Consider the following 18,466-nt stretch of genomic DNA (forward strand, 5'->3'; position numbering starts at 1 on the left):
AAAGATGCAGACAGGAAAACTGAGCGGCAAGATCGCCTTGGTGACGGGCGCCTCTTCCGGCATTGGCGAGGCCACCGCCTTGGCGCTGGCGGCCGAGGGCGCCACGCTGGTGATTGCCGCGCGGCGCGCCGAGCGCCTGGACGACCTGGCGAGGCGGATCCGTGAGACCGGCAGCGCGGCACTGCCGATTGCCGTCGACGTCACCGACGAAACGCAAGCCACGGCGATGGTCGAGCGGGTCCAGCAGGAGTACGGCCGGCTCGACATGCTGCTTGCGGTTGCCGGCGTCGGCGTCGCCGCGCCGTTCCGCAACACGACGCCGGAAGAATACCGCCGGATGGTCGACGTCAACATCCTGGGCCTGCTTTATCCGATCCATGCGGCACTGCCGTCGATGCAGCGGCAAGGCGCCGGCCACATCGTCGTGGTCTCGTCCGGCACCGGCCGTTACATCCACCCTTCGGTGGTCTATTCCGGCACCAAGCACGCGGTGAGCGCGATGGCGGAATCGCTGCGCCGCGAGATCGGCAAGGATGGCATCCGCGTCACCTGCATCGAGCCTGGCGCCGTCAAGACCGAGTTCACCCAGAATATGCGCGCCGATGTGCGCCAGGCGGTCGAGCAAAGGCTGGGCGACATGGAGCAGCTGGAAAGCGAGGACATCGCCGCCGCCATCCTGTATGCGGTGAGCCAGCCGCCACGGGTCAACGTCAACATCCTGACGCTCTATCCGACCGAGCAGGCGTGAGGGCCGCAAAGGTGGTGCCCTGCGCCGCCCCCGCAGCCCTGCAGCGTCATCCGCCGGTCATCAGCGTGAACACAAGCTGCCGCAGCTTGCCGCCCGGGCCGAATTCGACCCGGTCGAAATCGCGGCTCGCCTGCCGTTGTGCCTGCGAGATTCCGGCGAGCCGTCTCGTCACTTCCGTCCTGATCTTGCTGCAGCCGCGGTCATCGGCGACCGTCAGGCCGATGGTGGCCGCCTCGATCTTGTGCACCATGTCGACGATGCTGGCGCCGTGCACCTTCTCGTGGGCGGCAAGGCCGGCTGCGAAAACCTCCCAGTTCTTCTGGATTGCGCCCGGCAGCCGCGCGGCCGGCTTCGGCAAGGTGTAGGTGATGATCAGCTTCGGCTGCGCCGACACCAGCACGCAGGCGTCGCCTTGCGGCTGGTAGTCCCTCAGCCAGGTCAGCTTGAAATTGGTATGCGCGATGACGCGGCGTTCGCCGAGCAGCGGCCCGCGCCCGCCGATCGAGGCATAGAGCTCCGGGCCGGATTGCCTTGAGATGGCATAGGTCTCGACCTTCTCGACCGCCTGCCAGCCGGCATGCGCCGGCGATGTCGGCAGGAAGGCGAGCAGCAGGCAAAGGCGAATGGCTGTTTTCATGCAAGTCCTCGCAGCCGCTGCGCACGACGCAAACGATATGCAGTTCCCTTCCGTGGACATAGCCGGCGGCCGGCTATAGTGGGATGCTCGTATACAAGAATCCACAGGCAACATCATGTCGCCGCGACCGAACATTGCCCGGCAGCGCCCTGCCCCCGGGACCCAGCCTCCCGGCGTCAGCCTCTGTCGCGCGCTGTCGAAGCTTGGCCTGTGCTCGCGCAAGCAGGCCGAGCTTCTGGTTGCCGAGGGGCGCGTGCGGGTCGCCGGCAAGATCGTGCGCAACGGCTCGATGCGCGTCGATCCAGGCCGCGATCGCATCGAGGTCGACGGCCGCCGCATCGCCGCCGAGCGCAAGGTCTATCTGATGCTCAACAAGCCGCGCGGGCTGGTCACCACTCGCGACGACCCGCAGGACCGCGGCACCGTCTATGATTGCCTGGCAGGCCTCGACCTGCCTTTCGTCTCGCCCGTCGGCCGCCTCGACAAGGCCAGCGAAGGCCTGCTGTTGATGACCAACGACACGCGCTTCGCGCAGCGCCTGCTCGATCCCGCCTCGCATGTCGCCAAGACCTATCACGTGCAGATCGGCGCGCTGCCCGACGAGGCCATGCTGGCGCGGTTGCGCGCCGGCGCGACCGTCGACGGCGAATTGCTGGCGGCCTGCTCGATCGAGCTGCTGCGCGGCGGCACCAGCACCGCCTGGCTGGAAATCGTGCTCGACGAGGGCCGCAACCGCCATATCCGCCGGCTGCTCGCCGCCCACGATATCGAGGTGCTGCGCCTGGTACGGATCGCGATCGGCCAATTGCAGCTCGGCGAGCTTGCCAAAGGCAAGGCACGCCATCTGAGCGCGGAAGAGCTGGCGATGCTTCAGGCCTAGCCGGCTGGCGGCGACTCGATAGTCAGGCAGCTGCCAGTCGAAGCCCACGTGACGCAGCAAGCAGCGCGGGCGGGACAAGGGTCGCTTTCGACTCCTGGCGGATATTCCTGACCGACCGCTCACACGGGTTCGACCGATACCAATGTCTGTCGGTATTACATTCCGTCAGCACACCACAGATCGCAGCCGGCGGCGTTGATTTCCTGCATAAAAATCTTGAGCGATTCTTGGGCAGGCATGGGAAGCTGGCCAACCAACGGGACAAACAAATCGATCAGGGCCTGGCGATGGTCTGGAGAGATGCTCTGCGCGAGATAGGGACCATCTGCTCTCAGCGATTCAACAAGAACTATCTTGTTTCCCTCCTTCAGAGCCGGGTCAGCCAGAAAAATCGAGGCGCCACGAAACATTTTCTCTATGCCTCCTCGAGCTTTGGCTCCGTTGGGGCGCAACATTTCGGCAGCGTTAGGTTGGTGCGCTAGGAAATCATTGAAAGCTATCTGCGAAGCGGCAGCAGCCCGAATCAAAAGCGCGAATGTCTGCGTAGCTTCATCCTGCAGAGGCAATGAGCTATTTTGGCTATAGAGCGCGAGTAGCGACCGACTTCTGTCCATTACGAAAGACAGTGCTACCAGGTCGCCCTCATCGTATGGCGGCGAACCTATCAAAGCCCCGCCGTCCCAAATCTTGTGCAGTAGATCCCGGTCCGTTGGATCTTCAAGATTTGGCAATTTGCCTTCAATCCGGCGCTGCTGCAAAAGTTCATCCAACTTGGCGAACAAATCCTTCGCATAAGCCGAGCCTGTTGGTGGAACATGGGCGTGAGCCCATGTCGAAAATAGGATGGCAAAAATCGACCACACCAAACGTTTCACGGCCGTTCCTTTACTTGACTACCTTCAGAGGGCGACGGCGTTGTGCAATCAAGGCCAAGCGATAATCGATATTGTCAATCGGAGCACCATGTTCCTTTGCTTCGAGTAGAAATTTGCGAGCCTCCTCGAACCTCAGCAAGCGCTTCTCATACAGGACCGCCAAAGCGAGCCTATGGGACCACTCGGTCGGTTCCATTTCGATCGCGTGCAACAACGCCTTTTCTGACTCGTCGTACCGGTCCGTCAATTCGCGAAGAAAAATACCGTATTGATTATAGGTCCAAGCTGAAACGCCCGAGAGTCCGAACACCTTGTCGAACGCCTTTTGAGCCTCTGTGGGCGTGTCTGTTTCGAACGCCATCAGAGCTGCCAGATTTTCCCACACCTTGACATAATCCGGCTTGAGTTCAATCGCGCGTCGATACGCCGCCTTGGCGTCGGCGAAACGGGCCAGATGATGATGATAGACAAAGCCGAGATTGAACCACGACCATGCGTGCTCCGGATCGATTTCAACGCACCGCAGTGCAAGCTTTTCAGCTTCATGGTAGCGGGCCAACCGGCGACGTAGCAGTCCCGACAACTTCCCTGTCGCCCAGCGATAGCGCGGATCAATTTCTATTGCCTGGCGATAGGCCTCTTCAGCCGATAAATAGTTGCCGATTGCATCGAGCATCTGACCGAACGATGCCCAGGCGACGCAGGCATCTTCTGTGGTTGCATCGAGGCGGCATTGCTTGAATGACTGATAGGTGGATTCCGCGATCTCCCGCGCCGAGTTCCCAAGGCGGTGTGTGTCGGCAACGCAATCCCAGATGATCGCGTTGCGCGGGTGCGCGGCTATTCCCCGTTGCAAGGCGGCCAAAGCCAGCTGCGGCGTTTCCATTTTGTCGCGCAGGAACAAGGCAAGCAGGATATAGTCCCGCCCGGTGTGCACCTCGCCCTCTGCGCGCGTAACGTTCTCGGTACATAAGTCAGGGAGATTGAGCTTCTTGAACTGCTGAGCGAAGAAAAGGCTCGTCTGCGCGCTACGGTGCGTATCGATTTTCCACCGCTCGTAGAAGGCATGGACGCTCGCTTCGCTCAAAGCCATAGTCGGCCCTTCGGCAACTCCGCAAAACCAGACAAAATTGTCGACAAATCGCCAAAGCTGTTCCCTGTCGGATACAGCATCAATTGCCCGCAAGAGAACCGACACCGCGGTGTCCAGGCTGCTTTCCTCGGCCTCCAGTTCGACAAGCCCTGTCCAGGGATCGAGGTTAGCGGGATCACGCTCTATCTTCGCAACCAACGTCTCGCGCGATTCAAATTGAAATGTAAGGGGTTCATCAGTTGTCATTGTCGGAAGAAGCCTTGGCTTTGCCGCACTGGGCCAGCACCTTGCCGATGGCGGCGGATGAGCCGGCAAGCGGAAAGCTGTTCTCGCCATATTTGCCCGAGGCGACCGTGACCTCGCCCTTGGAGCGCAGCAGGGCCAACAGCGGGTCGGTGCTGCTCAATTCCACGGTGAAGGTGTTGTACATTTCTTCGAGTTGAAGCGTCTTGGTCACCGCCTTGCCGCCGGCCTTGAACGCGAACGAAGCGATGCCGGGTTCCAGTTGCGGACCGCTGTCGCCCAAATCATAGCTCAGCGTCGGCTTGCCGAAACAGGCCAGCGTCAGCTGGGCGCCGCCATTCGATCCGCCGCAGACCGACGCCATCAGCACTTTGCCGCCCTCCTCTTCCTCCAGTTTCGCCGTCCAGCCACACGGCGCGGCAAACGCCGGCTGCGCCGCTTGCAGGACGACCTGAGCGGCGACGCAACCCGCCACGACGAATTTCGCCAATCCGCTTCGCATGATCTTCCCTTCCCAAGTCATCGAACCATCGTCGGCCACGTGGCATCAAGGACTATACAAAACAAATTGTCCCGTGGCATTACCGGCGACACCAGGGCGCTGTAGCAATTCAGGCGATTGATTTTCGATCGAGTGGAAGCGGCACCAGCACCGCCTGGCTGGAGATCGTGCTCGACGAGGGCCGCAACCGCCACATCCGCCGGCTGCTTGGCGCCTACGATATCGAGGTGCTGCGCCTGGTGCGGGTGGCGATCGGCCAATTGCAGCTCGGCGAGCTTGCCAAAGGCAAGGCACGCCATCTGAGCGCGGAAGAGCTGGCGCTACTTCAGGCCTGAAGTGCTGGCTCCAGGGGCCTTCGCACCGAACGGGTGATTGACATTAACATTCCTGTTTCATATTTTCCTTTTATGAAACCGAAATGCGACAGCGCAATTGAAGGGCTGGTCCGACGCGAAGCGGCTCGGCAGCCGGAGAGAAAAGCATGAGCACGGCGTTGCGGGCGGTCCCCAGGTTCCTGGACGAATTGGGTACGTTTGGCGGCCTCAAGGGAACCGATATTGCAAACATCACCGACGTGTCCAAGGCCACGGTTTCGAGGTGGAAGGCCGGCGACATCAAGCCCCAGCCGCGCAGCGAGCTCATTCTGTCGGACCTGCACTATATCGTCGGCCGACTGCAGGAATTCTACGAGCCAAGCGATATCCGCACCTGGCTTTACGCTCGCCACCCGCAATTGAACGGTGAAAGGGCGATAGATCTCATTCACGACGACCGCGCCCTCGACGTGCTCAAAGTCATCGACCGGCTTGAGAACGAGGTCTTTCTGTAATTGGCGATCGCCGGGCGGATGAGACGAGACAGTCGGCTCATCGATGCTATCGAGGAAATGGTTCCGGTCGAATACTCCGGGACGGTTTGGCGTGTGGTGCGCCAGGGCCGCAGCCCGATCCAGTGCTCGAGCTCCGGCGGCCGTTGGGACGATGGAACGTTCGACGTGCTCTACACCTCGCAAGAGCGCGAAGGTGCCTTGAGCGAGATGAGATTCCACCTGACGCGGGGGCAGCCAGTGATCCCTTCGCGCGTCAGATACAATCTCTTCGAGATCGATCTTGCTTTGGACCGGACGCTCAGACTGCTCGACCTGGCAGCCTTGCAGACCCTTGGCCTCGACACCGCGCGCTACGGGCAGCTTTCGTATCAGGAAAAGCACGCCGAATATCCGAGGTCGCAAGACATCGGCGAGGCCGCGCATTTCCTCGATTATGACGGTCTGATCGTGCCCAGCGCGCGATATGATTGCCTGAACGTCGTCGCGTTTTGTGATCGGCTGCCGGCCGGAGCGATGACGATCAGAACCGATCACGGGGAAATTGCCTGGGCAGCGGCGGCCCCGCTGCCATCCATCCCCCGCACGGGTGATGCGGCCAACGGAAGTGGCGCGCTAACATTGCCTCCAAGTGCAGAGGTCTAACGCGCAAGGGAGGATCCATGCGTATGCTCCGACTGATACCGACGCTGCTGGCGCTGCTGGCCGTCTTGCCATTGAACGCTGAAGCGACCACGAAGAAGTACCCTAAGGGCCACGGCACGAATTGCGCCGAGAAGGACCAGGCGTGCCAGAAGAAATGCCAGGCTGTGCCGATCGACTACAACAGCGTCAAATCCATCCAGGGGCGCAACGAATGTCTGAATAATTGCACCATCGGCTACGATCAGTGTCTCGGGGCACCCGCCCGAATCCAGGAACAGACAATCCAGGAGGACGCCGCGCAATAGAAGCCCGCCAGAGATGGCTCCAATGCGCAAAACATAGGTGTGATCGAATGACGGCGACAGCCCGCCGGTCGCCTTCATGTGCGGCCGCCGACTTCGTCGGCATGTCGTCGGAATCTTCATAGACGCGAAACGCGCCCGATTGGCGGAGCTCCTCGGTGCCGTAGCCGCCGCTGAGCAGGCCGACATTCAGCAGGACCGTGCGATGCGTCACCCGCCGCGCGCCGCGTCATGGATTTCGGCAAAATCCAGCCCATATTCCTAGATGTGGAGCTTTGAGCGTGAAACTCGCGCGTGCGGTCCTGCTTGCCGCGGCTTTCGTGGCTGTTGCGGCCGTTTGTCCCTCTTCCGCAACCGGAGAGGCGGACGGCCGGGAGAAAATTGTGCTGCGCGTCGAGATAGACGGCGCCATCGGTCCGGCGAGTGCCAGGCAGCTCGAGGAAGCGCTGGCGGTGGCCGCGGACCGAAATGCCCAGGCTCTCATCCTGCAGATGGACACGCCCGGCGGGCTGGTCACCAGCATGCGCGAGATGATCGCCGGCATTCTCGCCTCGCCGGTTCCCGTCATCGGCTATGTCGCACCCGCCGGCGGGCACGCAGCGAGCGCCGGAACCTACATCCTCTACGCGACCCATCTGGCGGCGATGGCGCCCGGCACCAATCTGGGCGCGGCAACGCCGATCGAGATGGGCGGGCCGCTGCCATCGTTTCCCGGCGGCAAGAACGATGGCCCCGAGGCGGACAAGGACAAGAAGAACGCACCCGCGGGCGATGCGATGATCGCCAAGGCGACGAACGACGCCGTTGCCCTGATCCGCAGCCTGGCTGAATTGCGCGGGCGCAATGCCGAATGGGGAGAAAAGGCCGTGCGCGAGGCGGCCAGCCTGTCGGCCGGCGCGGCACTGCAGCAGCATGTCATCGACTTCGTCGCCCGCGACACCACCGAACTGCTTCAACTGGCCGACGGCCGGACAGTCGAGATCGTCGGCAAAAAAGAGGCAATGGCGACGAAAGGACTGCCGGTCGAAACGCTCGAGCCAGGCTGGCTCATCCGGCTTCTCGCCGTGATCACGGACCCGAACATCGCCGTCATCCTGATGCTGGTCGGCGTCTATGGCCTCGTCTTCGAATTCACGAGCCCGGGCGCGGTCGCGCCCGGCGTGATCGGCACGATTTGCCTTCTGCTCGGACTCTATGCGCTCAATCTCCTGCCGATCAGCTATGCCGGCCTTGCCTTGATGCTGCTTGGCATCATCTTCCTGGTCGTCGAAGCCTTGAACCCGACTGTGGTCCTTGGGCTGGGAGGCGTGGCTGCGTTTCTGCTGGGCGCTGCCATGTTGCTCAGGATCGAGGGGCCCGGCTTCGAGATGTCGTGGGCCGTTATCGGCACCGCCGCCGTCCTGACGCTCGGCCTGGCGCTGTTGACCGGCAGCTATCTGTGGGCGGCCCGCAAGAACGTTCCGCGTGTTGGCGCACAGGCCATGCAGGGGCTGCCGGCGGAGGTCCTCGATTGGCACGGCAGCGAGGGCCACGTGCTCGCCCGGGGCGAGCGCTGGCGGGCAAAAGCCGACGAACCGCTTGCTGTGGGCGACAGCGTCGAGGTGGCCGATGTCAGGGATCTTGTGCTGACGATACGGCGCCGCAATGTGAGAAGCGATGGAGCAAGGCAATGATCATCGGTTATGTGGCCTATCTGGCAGCAGCGCTCGTCGTGGTCATGTTCCTATCCGCGGCCATTCGCATCCTGCGGGAATATGAGCGCGGCGTGGTCTTCACGCTCGGCCGCTTCACCGGGGTCAAGGGCCCCGGCCTTATCATCCTCATCCCCTTCGTGCAGCAGATGGTGAAGGTCGACCTGCGAGTGGTTGTCCAGGACGTCCCGCCGCAGGACGTGATCTCGCGCGACAACGTCTCAGTGAAGGTCAACGCGGTGCTGTATTTTCGTATCGTCGACGCCGAGCGGGCGGTGATCCAGGTCGAAGACTTCATGACCGCCACCAACCAGCTGGCACAGACCACGTTGCGCTCGGTGCTCGGCAAGCATGAGCTCGATGAAATGCTGGCCGAACGTGACAAGCTCAACAGCGATATCCAGGAGATTCTCGACCAGCGCACCGATGCCTGGGGCATCAAGGTCTCCGATGTCGAGATCAAGCATGTCGACCTCAACGAGAACATGGTCCGCGCCATCGCCAAGCAGGCCGAGGCGGAACGGCTGCGGCGTGCGAAAGTGATCAATGCCGACGGCGAACAGCAGGCGGCGGCAAAGCTCGTCGAGGCCGGCAAGATGCTGGCCGAAGCACCGCAGGCCATGCAGCTACGCTATTTCGAGGCTCTCCATGACATCGCCGGTGAGCGCTCGTCGACGGTCGTGTTTCCGGTGCCGATGGATCTGCTCGGTCATTTCATCAAGCAGGGTGGTGGAGGCGGAGGCGGCTGAGCGCGTAATCTCCCCCCCTCGAGGGGGAGATGGCCGCGAAGCGGCCAGAGGGGGTCGTCTCACATAGATCGCCGACGCCTTCCTCTACGAGAGACGGCGCTGACGCTCCACGCGCCGCGACCCCCTCTGTCGCCTTCGGCGACATCTCCCCCTCAAGGGGGGAGATCAGCACCCTCACCTCCGCCACGGCGGGACCGGCGCAAAGCGTTTGCCGATCCAGTCGGCGAAGGCACGTGTCTTGGCGGCTTGCCCCTTGGCCGAAGGCATGACGACATAGACCGCGCCTTCATCGGCGAGTGTCCAGTCCTCCAGCACTGGCACCAGCCGGCCGTCGGCGAGTTCGCGTCCGACCAGCCAATCCGTGCTCATCATCAGTCCGACGCCTTGCACGGCGGCTTCGACCAGCACCTCGGCGTCGTCGGTGACCAGCGGCCCGGAGACCTCGATACTGACGCGGCGACCCGTGCTGTCGGTCATCTCCCAGGCCGGAAAGGTCTGGAAACCCGAGAAGCCCAGGCAGCTGTGTTCCAGCAGCGCCTCCGGCGCAGTCGGCGTGCCCCGGCGGGCGAAGTAGGACGGCGCGGCGCACAGCAGCCGCCGCCGTGTCGCGACCTTGCGCGCCACCAGCCGCGAATCCTCCAGCGCGCCGAGACGCACGGCGACATCGAAATTCTCGGCGACGAGATCGACGAAGCGGTTGGAGAACTCGGCCTCGATACGAACGTCGGGAAATTCGGCGAGAAACTGGGGCAGCAGCGGGCCCATCCACATGCGCCCGAACGAGCCGGGCAGCGCCAGCCGCAGCACGCCGCGCGGCCCGCCGCCGGCATGCGCCGACGCGACAGCCTCGGCCTCGTCGACCGCAGCCAGGATGGTGCGGACGCGGACGAGAAATTCCGAACCCGCCTCGGTCAGCGACACGCTTCGTGTCGTCCGGTGCAGCAGGCGCACGCCCAACCGCTCTTCCAGCGAGGTAAGGCGCCGCGACAGGATCGTCGCGTCGCGGCCGATGCGAGCAGCCGCCTTGGTGAAGGAGCGTGCTTCGGCGATTGCCGCGAAGGCGGCCATTTCGACCAATGCTGCCGGTTCGTGCGATTGCTGCATCAGGCGCAGAGCTCAAATGTAAAAGCCAAGGATTATACACCAATAGCGCAGCAGCTAGTTTCACTCAATCCCGGCCCGTCAATCGGCCATCAACCGGAGCGAGACATGAAAGCGATCGAACTGACTGCCCCGAGACTGGACGCGTTTCGCGCGGCCACCGTTCCCACGCCTGAACCGCAGCGCGGCGAAGTGCTGATCCGCCTGCGCGCCGCAAGCCTCAATTTTGTCGATGTCGCGATAGCGAGCGGCAACTATCCAGGTCCGAGCTTTCCGCTCATTCCCGTCGTCGACGGCGCCGGCGAGATCGTCGGCATTGGCGAGGGCGTGTCGAGGCTCGCCATCAACGACCGCGTCATCGCCCATGCAAAACCGCGCTGGATCGGCGGCCGTCCGCGGCCTTATGAGACCAGAGAGATGCGCGGGCTGACGCTGCCCGGCTCGCTCGCCGAATATGTCGCGCTGCCGGCCAATGCCGTCGTGCCGATGCCGGCGCATCTGTCCTTCGAAGCGGCAGCGACGCTGCCGATCGCCGGCACCACCGCGTGGAATGCGCTTCGCGCCGCCGATGCCGGGCCGGGGTCGGTCGTCGTCCTGCTCGGTACCGGCGGTGTCTCGATCCTGACCCTGCAGCTGGCCAAGGCAGCCGGCGCCACGGTCATCATCACCTCGTCGTCGGACGAAAAGCTGGCCCGCGCCAAGGCTTTGGGTGCCGATCACCTCATCAACTACCGCGAAACAACGGACTGGGACGCCAAGGTGCTCGAATTGACCGACGGGCTCGGCGCCGACCTGATCGTCGAAACCGGCGGCGCGGCGACCTTCGCCCGCTCTATCAATGCCGCGGCGCCCGGCGGCACGGTGTTCGCCATCGGCTTCGTCACCGGCGCCGAGGCCACCACGAACCTGCTGCCGATCATCATCAAGGCACTCAAGGTTGTGGGCAACAACACCGGTTCAGTATCCGACCTGCGCGACGCGGCGCGCGCAATCGGCGCCGCCCGTATCGATCCGGTCATCGACACGGTCTACGGCCAGCACCAGGCGACCGAGGCCTACGCCCACATGGCGGCCGGCGGCCGGCATTTCGGCAAGCTCGCGTTCAGTCTGTCGTGGTGAGCCTGAAAAAGGAGCGGCGTTGAAGCTGCCGATCTCCCCCCTCGTGGGGGAGATGTCCGGCAGGACAGAGGGGGCGCTCTCCCTCCAGCCTATCAGGCAATAGCAGTTCGCGCACCGACGTGAGGTTCTCAGCTCATCAAGTTGAACTGAACGCCGGCGATCCTTCACGCCCCCCTCTGCCCTGCCGGGCATCTCCCCCACGAGAGGGGATTGGCAGTTCTACCGCCTCCGCCTAAATCAGCTTCTCCAGCGTGATCGGCAGATCCCGCACCCGTTTCCCGGTGGCGTGGAATACCGCGTTGGCGATCGCCGGCGCCACGCCGACGATGCCCAGCTCGCCGACCCCCTTGCCGCCCAGCACCGAGGAATGCGGATCGGGAATGCCGACCGAGATCACCTCGATGTCGGGAATGTCTGCATTGGTGGCGATGAGATAGTCGGCGAGGTTGTTGTTGACGATGCGGCCGTGGCGGCGGTCGACGATGCCTTCCTCGAGCAGCGCCTGGCCGATGCCCATGATGATGCCGCCCTTCCACTGGCTTTCGGCGAGCTTGGGATTGTAGAGCCGGCCCGAATCCAGCGCCGACACCACGCGGGAGACGCGAACCGTGCCAAAGTCCTCGTCGACGCGGACTTCGATGAAATGCGCGCACCAGCTGTGGCGGGAATAGTCGCCCTCGGTGTGCGGCAGCGCCATGGCTATGGTGGTGTAGTTCTTGTAGCGGTCCTCGACCGTCGAATTGGCCGGCATGGTGTCGCCCTTCGCCTCGATATGCTCGCGCCCGACGCTCCTGAGCAGTTCGGCGATGGAAACTTCAGGGCCGTTGCCGCGCGGTGAAGCGATGCGGCCATTGGCGACGACGAGCGTATTGGCCTGCAGTGCATGGAACGGCGAAGCCGGATCGCTGATGGCGAGCCCGATCAGTTGGTCGAGCGCGGCACTCGCCGCCTTGTGGACGGCGCCGGTCATCACCCCGGCCAGCCGCGAACCGCCGGTGACGCCGGCACGGGCATAGCGGGAATCGCCAAGCTTGACGACGACGTTTTCCGCCGGCACGCCCACCACCTCGGCGGCGGTCTGCGCCAGGATCGTGTAGGTGCCCTGCCCCATGTCGATCGATGAGCTTTCGACCTCGACCGAGCCGTCGGCGAGAATGCGCACGACCGCCTCGCCATAGGCGCGCCGCACCGGGTAGGTGCCTGCCGCGACACCCCAGCCGATCAGCTGGTTGCCGTCGCGCATCGAACGCGGCCGGGGGTTCCGCTTCGACCAGCCAAAGGCTTCGGCGCCGGCCGCGAAGGCCTCACGCAGCTGCCGTGTCGACCACGGCTTCTTCGCATGCGGATCCTGCTCGGCATAGTTCCTGAGCCGGATTTCCAGCGGATCGATACCGACCTCATAGGCGAGCTCGTCGATGGCGCTTTCGATGCCGAAGGCGCTCGGGTTCTCGCCCGGCGCGCGCAATGCCCCCGGCACCACCGTGTTGACCCGCACGACGTTCTGCCGCGACGAGAAATTCGGCGTCGCGTACATGACCGAGGTGACCGAGCCGAGCGGCTCGACCCACATGCCGTCGACCGAGGTCTCGTTGACGCCGCGATGCACGATCGACTGGATCTGGCCCTCCGCGTTGGCGCCGAGCGCCACGGTCTGGCGCGTCGCCGCCCGTCCGCCATAGGCGGTGAAGGTCTGCGGCCTGGTGACCGCCAGCTTCACCGGCCGTCCCAGCATTTTCGCGGCGACTGCCGCTACAGCGCCGTAGCCATAGGCAAACGCCTTGGAGCCGAAGCCGCCACCAATATAGGGCGAGACCAGTCGTACATTCTCGAACGGCACGCCGAACCATTCGGCATAGGTCCGCGCCATGCCGTCGAGCCATTGGCTCGGCTCCCAGACCGTCAGCTGGTCGCCCTGCCACTTTGCGATCAGGCCATGCGGCTCCATCGGCGCCTGGTATTCGCGCGGCGTGTTGTAGGCGTTGCAGATCCTGACCGGAGCCGAGGCGAACGCTGTCTCCGCCTCGCCCCATTCCTTGGTCATCGCATCGACGGGGATGCCGTCGCCGGCCTTTGGATCGCTGAGGTCGACGATCGCCGGCGCCTCGTCATAGGCAATCTTGACCAGCGCTGCGGCCGCGACCGCCTGCTCGAAACTCTCGGCCACCACCGCCGCGACATGCTGGCCGCTGAAGGTGATGTCGCGCGCCAGCGGGCAATAGGCGACGTCCGGCGGCGGCGTACCCAGCCAGTCCGTTGCGGTTCTCAGCGGCAGGATATTGTCGGGCGTCAGCACCAGCAGCACGCCGGGCGACGCCTTGGCCGCGGCCGTGTCGATCGAACGCACCCGGCCGGCGGCAATGGTGCTCTCGACCAGCACCGCATGGGTAAGCCCCTCGAGCTGCTGCTCGACGGCGTATTTGGCAGCACCGGTGATCTTGGCCGGGCCGTCGACGCGCGACAGCCGGCCGCCGACCTGATCGGGGAGGACGGCACCGTCCGAAGCGTCGCCGCGTTTGGCATCGCCGGGTCTTGTTCTCAACTCGTGAACGGTCATGCCGTTTCTCCCATTTTGAGGATGGCGCGGGCGACGACGCGCGGCGCCAGTTCGATCTTGTAGTGGTTGACGTCATGGTCGACGGCGCCCTCGACGGCGAGCAGGCTGGCTTGCCTGACGACCTCCGGCTCGAGCATTTTGCCTTTCAGCGCCTCTTCGACGGCAAGGGCGCGCCATGGCTTGGTGGCGACGCCGCCAAGCGCGACGCGCAGATCGCGAATTGTCCTTCCGTCGGCCTCGAATTCGATGCCGACCGCGGCACTTGCCGCGGCGAATTCATAGGACTGGCGGTCGCGGACCTTGAGATAGGTCGAGCGGCGGGCGGCCGCCGAAGCGGGAATGCTGATCGCGGTGATCATCTCGCCGGGCTCGATCGCATGTTCCCTTTCGGGCGTGCTGCCCGGCAACAGGAAAAAATCATCGACGGCGACCTGGCGGTCACCGAGATGGACGATTGCGTCGAAGGCGACGAGTGCAACCGCCAGGTCGCCGGGATAGGTGGCGATGCAGGCCTCGCTGGTGCCGAGCACGGCATGGCCGCGGGTGACCCCGCCGATCGCCGAGCAGCCGCTGCCGGGCGAGCGCTTGTTGCAAGCGGGGAAATTCGCCGGATCGCGGAAATAGGGGCAGCGCGTACGCTGCATCAGATTGCCGCCGATCGTCGCCATGTTGCGCAGCTGCGCCGACGCCGCCTGCCACAATGCTTCCGAGACGGCGGGGAACCGACTCTTGATATCGGCATGGTCGGCGACGCGGCTCATCCTGGCCAGCGCGCCGATCGTGGCGCCCCGGTCATCAACGGCAATCGTGTCCAGTCCCTTGAGATGGGTGATGTCGACCACGGTCTCGGGTTCGGCAACGCCGCATTTCGCGAGATCGACAAGCGTCGTGCCGCCGGCCAAAAGCATGGCGCCGGGAAGTGCTGCTGCCTCACGGGCTGCATCGGCGGAGCCGGCGCGGAGATACGAAAAGTCCCTCATGACGCGGCCTCCACGGCGGCCTGGCGCACGGCGGCGACGATATGCGGATAGGCGCCGCAGCGGCAGAGATTGCCGGCCATGTATTCGCGGATCTCCTCGTCGGAGCCGGCATGGCCTTCGCGAATGCAGGCGACCGCCGACATGATCTGGCCCGGCGTGCAATAGCCGCACTGGAAGGCATCCTGTTCGAGGAAGGCGGCCTGCACCGCATGCAGCGTGCCATCCTCCCCGGCAAGCCCTTCGATGGTGGTGATGTCCCTGCTTTCAGCCTGAGTGGCAAGCGTCAGGCAGGCCAGCACGCGCTGGCCGTCGATATGCACGGTGCAGGCGCCGCACTGGCCCTGGTCGCAGCCCTTCTTGGTGCCGGTCAGGCCGAGATGGTCGCGCAAGGCGTCGAGCAGGGTAACGCGCGGTTCGACCTCCAGCTCATGTCGATGTCCGTTGATTCGAAGTTGGATTGGAGTTCGGGTTTTGCTTGTCATGGGGCGTCTGGCTCCGGTTGCTTGACGCGGGAGGGGATGATCTGGTGCCCGGCCGGCGAGCGGCAAGATCAGCTTATGGCTAGGTGAGCTAATCTCCCCCCTTGCGGGGGAGATGCCCGGCAGGGCAGAGGGGGGCGGTTCGACTTGGTGCGAACTCCGGGAGGGCTGCGGCTTGCGAGGTCGAAAGACGTGACATACCCGATCCCGTGATTACATGAGAAAGGCGCTCCACAATCGGAGGCGCCTCCGCTTATTACCTAAGGGCCTGCTCCGCCCTGTTCAAGCCCAGGATCGAAAATGATCAAAATTGGAGAGCAGGCAGCCAGCCGTCATGCCTGGAGACAAAAAAGCACCACCGGCCCAAGCCGGTGGTGCTCTCTGAACTGTCTGTAGGGGCAGGACAGTCCAATGATCCTGAGGGGATCGTGCTCAACGTGGGCTCATTTTTGCCCCACGGCATCGGCCGAACAGATGAGGAGTGCCGGCCGCGAGGAAATATCCTCCGTCGTCATCCACCGGCCGTCATCCACCGGCCGTGCACCGGAGGCGGGCAAGATGCCTCGCCTGCCGGAACGCCGGCCCAGACTCGATCCTGTGATTATATTTACTTGCGATTATATTTGTCGGAGACGTAACGAAGGTGGAAGCGTCTGCGTTCTTGAAACGGGGCCTGCCTATCCGGGTATGCTTCGGATCAGCACTGGAGAAAAAATTGGCCGCGGAGCCGCCCGTCATTTCTGGAGACAAAACCGAAGCCGCCGTTGCAAAACCACTGCGCGCCGACGCGCAGCGCAACCGCGATGCGCTGGTCGAGGTCGCGGCAAAAGCCTTTGCCGCGCAAGGCGTCGATGCCTCGCTGGAGGAGATTGCGCGCCAGGCCGGCGTCGGCATCGGCACGCTCTACCGGCATTTCCCAACCCGCGAGCACCTGGTCGAGGTGGTTTATCGGCGCGAAGTGGAAGGACTGTGCCAGGCGGCCGACGAACTCGCCCGCGATCATGCGCCCGACATGGCGCTCGAACAATGGATGCAGCGCTTCGTCGACTACATCGCCACCAAGCGCGGGCTGTCGACAAGCCTGCGCATCCTGCTCACGACCAACTCAACCCTGTTCTCCGACGTTTCCGGCAGGGTGACGTTCGCCTTGCGGCGGCTGATCGATGCCGCGGTCGCCGACGGCTCGATCCGCGGCGATGTCGATGCCTCCGACGTGCTGCATGCGCTGGGCGGCATCTATTCGGCCCCGGACACCAAGGACTGGCGCGACCGCTCGCGCCGATTGGTGTCGCTGCTGATGGATGGGCTGCGGTTTGGAGCGGCCAAATCCGACCCATCCAAGGAATAACGAATGCAGTGACTGTCCTTATTTCAGCGAGATGCTCATACCGCTGAGATCGGCATTGACTTGCAGGCCTACCTGCCTGCCCGTGAGTTCGAGTTGGGCGCCCTTGTCATTTGTCATGACGATCACCTGGGCTCCTTTGCCGAGCGCGCCGCCACCGCCCGCTGCACCGTACACCCCCGTCACATCCCGGGCGCGGCGTATGTGGCGCACGGTACCTTTGAAATAGGTCTTGGAGGCGCCGAAGGCGAGGCCGCCCGAGATGCCGCCGACCGAGATGGGATATCGGCGACCATGGAAGGTCAGTGTGCCCTCGCCTCCGGAGCCGCCGATGAAAAAGGCCGCCTTGTAGACGGCGAAGCGGATCGTACCGCTGTCGGCATGCGCGACGCTGGCAAAGCTAACTGCCGCCGCAGCGATGACGGCAACTGCGACTGAACGAAATCTGGACGAAATCTTCATGATGAGAACTCCTCAAGATCGCCGCATGCCCAGCCGGCCGGGCACGTCGGCGTCGTATCAAAGTCATAGCTGAACAGTCTCGCCCCTCATTGGTTCCAAGCACGCGGCCTGAATTCCGGCCGCGAGAAGACCGCCACGAAACGAGGCGGATGGCGAGCATAGTCCTGGCTGTAAGAACAGTGGCCGACCAGCGGGGATCTGTCGCCGGCGTTCCTAGGAAACGTATGTGTATTGAAGCGGAATGGTATTAGTCTGCGCCCGTCTGGGGTTTCGGGGAGCGCGGCAAAGCAATGGACTTCAACTCACGCCATGGCTACCTGCTGATCGGCGGTCTGATCCTGGTCGGTGCCGGGCTCCTGGTCGTTTCGCTGATCGTCAATCTTCGCGTGGCGCACAGTGTGCGTGACGACGTACGCCATCGTGAAAAGCTGCTGGAATATTATCGCAATATCTTTTCGCAGCTGGGCGTGATCCTGATCGGGATTGGCGTGTCCCTGTTCATCTTCTTTTTCCAGCAGAATTATCAGGACCAGCGCAAACGCGAAGCGGAGCTCCAGCAGGTTCTCGCCAAACTGGCGGCGCGTGTTGCCCGCGGCAGCGCTGTCGTGGAGGCCCTCGGCGAATTCGACGCGCTGCTGGATGATGGCGGCGCCTATGTCAGTCCGGAACTCGGCGGAAGCAATGCCGCCGTCAGCGCCCACGGAACGGCGCTCGCCAAGCAGGTTTCGCAGATCCTTCTGGTCGAGCGCGACGTCGATGTTCAGGGGTTCGATATTCTCAATCTGTCGCGCGATTTCGAAGCATCGTTCGTCGTCAACGAGCTCAACCCAACGCTATGGTTCAACATCGTCCGGGACGAGAGCGACATCAAATATGCCACCACCCAGATCGCCCTGGATTACAAGGACCTGCAGGATGCGATCGGCGGCGAGCCGATCGAGGTTGCGATCGCCAATCCCGAAAAGGAGCGGAAGATCAAGCAGGAGGTGCTCGACGTCTTTTATGATGCCGATCTCCTGCGCCAGCGCAGCAGGCGGTTTCTCGGCCGCGCGTGCTGGCTTTTCAGCACGGGGCGCGGCTTCGTCAAGCTTGCACCGGCCAATGAAATCGAAGCCGATGCCAGATCGCACCAGGAATGGCTCGACCGGTCGAAACCCTTCCTGACGCAGGCGACATCGGGCAGCGGCGATTGCTTCAAATTGCTCCGGTTCGGCCCGGCATCCTGAACCGGCAAA

General features: G+C 63.6%; 19 protein-coding genes and 2 pseudogenes. 11 read left to right on the forward strand and 10 right to left on the reverse strand.

Going from position 1 to position 18,466, the window contains the following annotated elements; all coding sequences use genetic code 11:
- Positions 1-4: 4 nt before the first annotated feature.
- On the forward strand, positions 5-748 hold the full coding sequence (locus tag NKI25_RS02610) for an SDR family oxidoreductase (protein WP_352998070.1): 744 nt from the start codon (positions 5-7) through the stop codon (positions 746-748).
- Between the two features lie 46 nt (positions 749-794).
- Here the strand turns inward: NKI25_RS02610 and NKI25_RS02615 are convergent, their stop codons facing one another.
- Positions 795-1,385 carry a DUF922 domain-containing Zn-dependent protease gene (locus NKI25_RS02615; protein ID WP_352998072.1) on the reverse strand — a complete coding sequence of 197 codons (591 nt, stop codon included), beginning with the start codon at positions 1,383-1,385 and terminating at the stop codon, positions 795-797.
- 115 nt (positions 1,386-1,500) lie between these two features.
- Here NKI25_RS02615 and NKI25_RS02620 point away from each other — a divergent pair, with 115 nt between their 5' ends.
- A complete protein-coding gene (locus NKI25_RS02620) occupies positions 1,501-2,265 on the forward strand; it encodes a pseudouridine synthase (RefSeq protein WP_352998074.1) in 765 nt (254 codons plus the stop codon).
- 155 nt (positions 2,266-2,420) lie between these two features.
- Here NKI25_RS02620 and NKI25_RS02625 read toward each other — a convergent pair whose 3' ends face one another.
- From NKI25_RS02625 to NKI25_RS02635, 3 genes are read right to left on the reverse strand one after another with little or no spacing between them, the layout of a single operon-like run.
- Complete coding sequence (locus tag NKI25_RS02625; protein WP_156937484.1) at positions 2,421-3,140, reverse strand: hypothetical protein; 720 nt, start codon at positions 3,138-3,140, stop codon at positions 2,421-2,423.
- A 10-nt stretch (positions 3,141-3,150) separates the two neighbouring features.
- Positions 3,151-4,479 (reverse strand): tetratricopeptide repeat protein, encoded by a 1,329-nt coding sequence (locus NKI25_RS02630; RefSeq protein WP_352998076.1) that lies wholly within the window; start codon positions 4,477-4,479, stop codon positions 3,151-3,153.
- Positions 4,469-4,978 (reverse strand): hypothetical protein, encoded by a 510-nt coding sequence (locus NKI25_RS02635; RefSeq protein WP_245274855.1) that lies wholly within the window; start codon positions 4,976-4,978, stop codon positions 4,469-4,471. Before NKI25_RS02635 ends, NKI25_RS02630 begins: the two co-directional genes overlap by 11 nt.
- A gap of 137 nt (positions 4,979-5,115) precedes the next feature.
- Here NKI25_RS02635 and NKI25_RS02640 point away from each other — a divergent pair.
- From NKI25_RS02640 to NKI25_RS02655, 4 genes and pseudogenes are all read left to right on the forward strand, one after another.
- Positions 5,116-5,313: pseudogene (locus tag NKI25_RS02640) on the forward strand (pseudouridine synthase); the annotation flags it as partial.
- A 146-nt stretch (positions 5,314-5,459) separates the two neighbouring features.
- On the forward strand, positions 5,460-5,807 hold the full coding sequence (locus NKI25_RS02645) for an antitoxin Xre/MbcA/ParS toxin-binding domain-containing protein (protein ID WP_023680350.1): 348 nt from the start codon (positions 5,460-5,462) through the stop codon (positions 5,805-5,807).
- A complete protein-coding gene (locus NKI25_RS02650) occupies positions 5,808-6,449 on the forward strand; it encodes an RES family NAD+ phosphorylase (protein ID WP_352998078.1) in 642 nt (213 codons plus the stop codon).
- 17 nt (positions 6,450-6,466) lie between these two features.
- A complete protein-coding gene (locus tag NKI25_RS02655) occupies positions 6,467-6,754 on the forward strand; it encodes a hypothetical protein (protein WP_352472174.1) in 288 nt (95 codons plus the stop codon).
- A 100-nt stretch (positions 6,755-6,854) separates the two neighbouring features.
- Here NKI25_RS02655 and NKI25_RS02660 read toward each other — a convergent pair.
- Positions 6,855-6,944, reverse strand: a pseudogene (locus NKI25_RS02660) (HAD family hydrolase); the annotation flags it as partial.
- An 88-nt stretch (positions 6,945-7,032) separates the two neighbouring features.
- Here NKI25_RS02660 and NKI25_RS02665 point away from each other — a divergent pair.
- Complete coding sequence (locus NKI25_RS02665; protein WP_352998080.1) at positions 7,033-8,424, forward strand: NfeD family protein; 1,392 nt, start codon at positions 7,033-7,035, stop codon at positions 8,422-8,424.
- Positions 8,421-9,191, forward strand: a complete 771-nt coding sequence (locus NKI25_RS02670) for a slipin family protein (protein ID WP_023680344.1) — start codon at positions 8,421-8,423, stop codon at positions 9,189-9,191. Before NKI25_RS02665 ends, NKI25_RS02670 begins: the two co-directional genes overlap by 4 nt.
- Before the next feature lie 174 nt (positions 9,192-9,365).
- On the opposite strand, the gene NKI25_RS02675 is transcribed toward NKI25_RS02670, so the two are convergent.
- Positions 9,366-10,295, reverse strand: coding sequence for a LysR family transcriptional regulator (locus NKI25_RS02675; protein WP_352998082.1), 930 nt, complete (start codon positions 10,293-10,295; stop codon positions 9,366-9,368).
- A gap of 105 nt (positions 10,296-10,400) precedes the next feature.
- Between NKI25_RS02675 and NKI25_RS02680 the strand changes: the two genes are divergently transcribed.
- Positions 10,401-11,411 carry a zinc-dependent alcohol dehydrogenase family protein gene (locus NKI25_RS02680; protein WP_352636049.1) on the forward strand — a complete coding sequence of 337 codons (1,011 nt, stop codon included), beginning with the start codon at positions 10,401-10,403 and terminating at the stop codon, positions 11,409-11,411.
- A 232-nt stretch (positions 11,412-11,643) separates the two neighbouring features.
- On the opposite strand, the gene NKI25_RS02685 is transcribed toward NKI25_RS02680, so the two are convergent.
- The 3 genes from NKI25_RS02685 to NKI25_RS02695 are packed head-to-tail and all read right to left on the reverse strand — an operon-like array spanning position 11,644 to position 15,427.
- Entirely contained in the window at positions 11,644-13,965 is a 2,322-nt protein-coding gene (locus tag NKI25_RS02685) for a xanthine dehydrogenase family protein molybdopterin-binding subunit (RefSeq protein WP_352998084.1), read from the reverse strand.
- Positions 13,962-14,945, reverse strand: coding sequence for an FAD binding domain-containing protein (locus NKI25_RS02690; RefSeq protein WP_352998086.1), 984 nt, complete (start codon positions 14,943-14,945; stop codon positions 13,962-13,964). Before NKI25_RS02690 ends, NKI25_RS02685 begins: the two co-directional genes overlap by 4 nt.
- Positions 14,942-15,427: a (2Fe-2S)-binding protein gene (locus tag NKI25_RS02695; RefSeq protein WP_031211962.1), complete on the reverse strand. Its 486-nt coding sequence runs from the start codon at positions 15,425-15,427 to the stop codon at positions 14,942-14,944. The genes NKI25_RS02690 and NKI25_RS02695 overlap by 4 nt, the downstream gene beginning before the upstream one ends.
- 712 nt (positions 15,428-16,139) lie before the next feature.
- Here NKI25_RS02695 and NKI25_RS02700 point away from each other — a divergent pair.
- On the forward strand, positions 16,140-16,772 hold the full coding sequence (locus NKI25_RS02700) for a TetR/AcrR family transcriptional regulator (RefSeq protein ID WP_352998088.1): 633 nt from the start codon (positions 16,140-16,142) through the stop codon (positions 16,770-16,772).
- An 18-nt stretch (positions 16,773-16,790) separates the two neighbouring features.
- Here the strand turns inward: NKI25_RS02700 and NKI25_RS02705 are convergent, their stop codons facing one another.
- Complete coding sequence (locus NKI25_RS02705) at positions 16,791-17,231, reverse strand: lipid-binding SYLF domain-containing protein (protein ID WP_352451439.1); 441 nt, start codon at positions 17,229-17,231, stop codon at positions 16,791-16,793.
- Positions 17,232-17,521: 290 nt separating this feature from the next.
- Here NKI25_RS02705 and NKI25_RS02710 point away from each other — a divergent pair, with 290 nt between their 5' ends.
- Positions 17,522-18,457 (forward strand): hypothetical protein, encoded by a 936-nt coding sequence (locus tag NKI25_RS02710; RefSeq protein WP_352998090.1) that lies wholly within the window; start codon positions 17,522-17,524, stop codon positions 18,455-18,457.
- Positions 18,458-18,466 lie beyond the last annotated feature (9 nt).

The organism is Mesorhizobium sp. M0808 (assembly GCF_040320025.1).
In the GTDB taxonomy this organism is placed as follows: domain Bacteria; phylum Pseudomonadota; class Alphaproteobacteria; order Rhizobiales; family Rhizobiaceae; genus Mesorhizobium.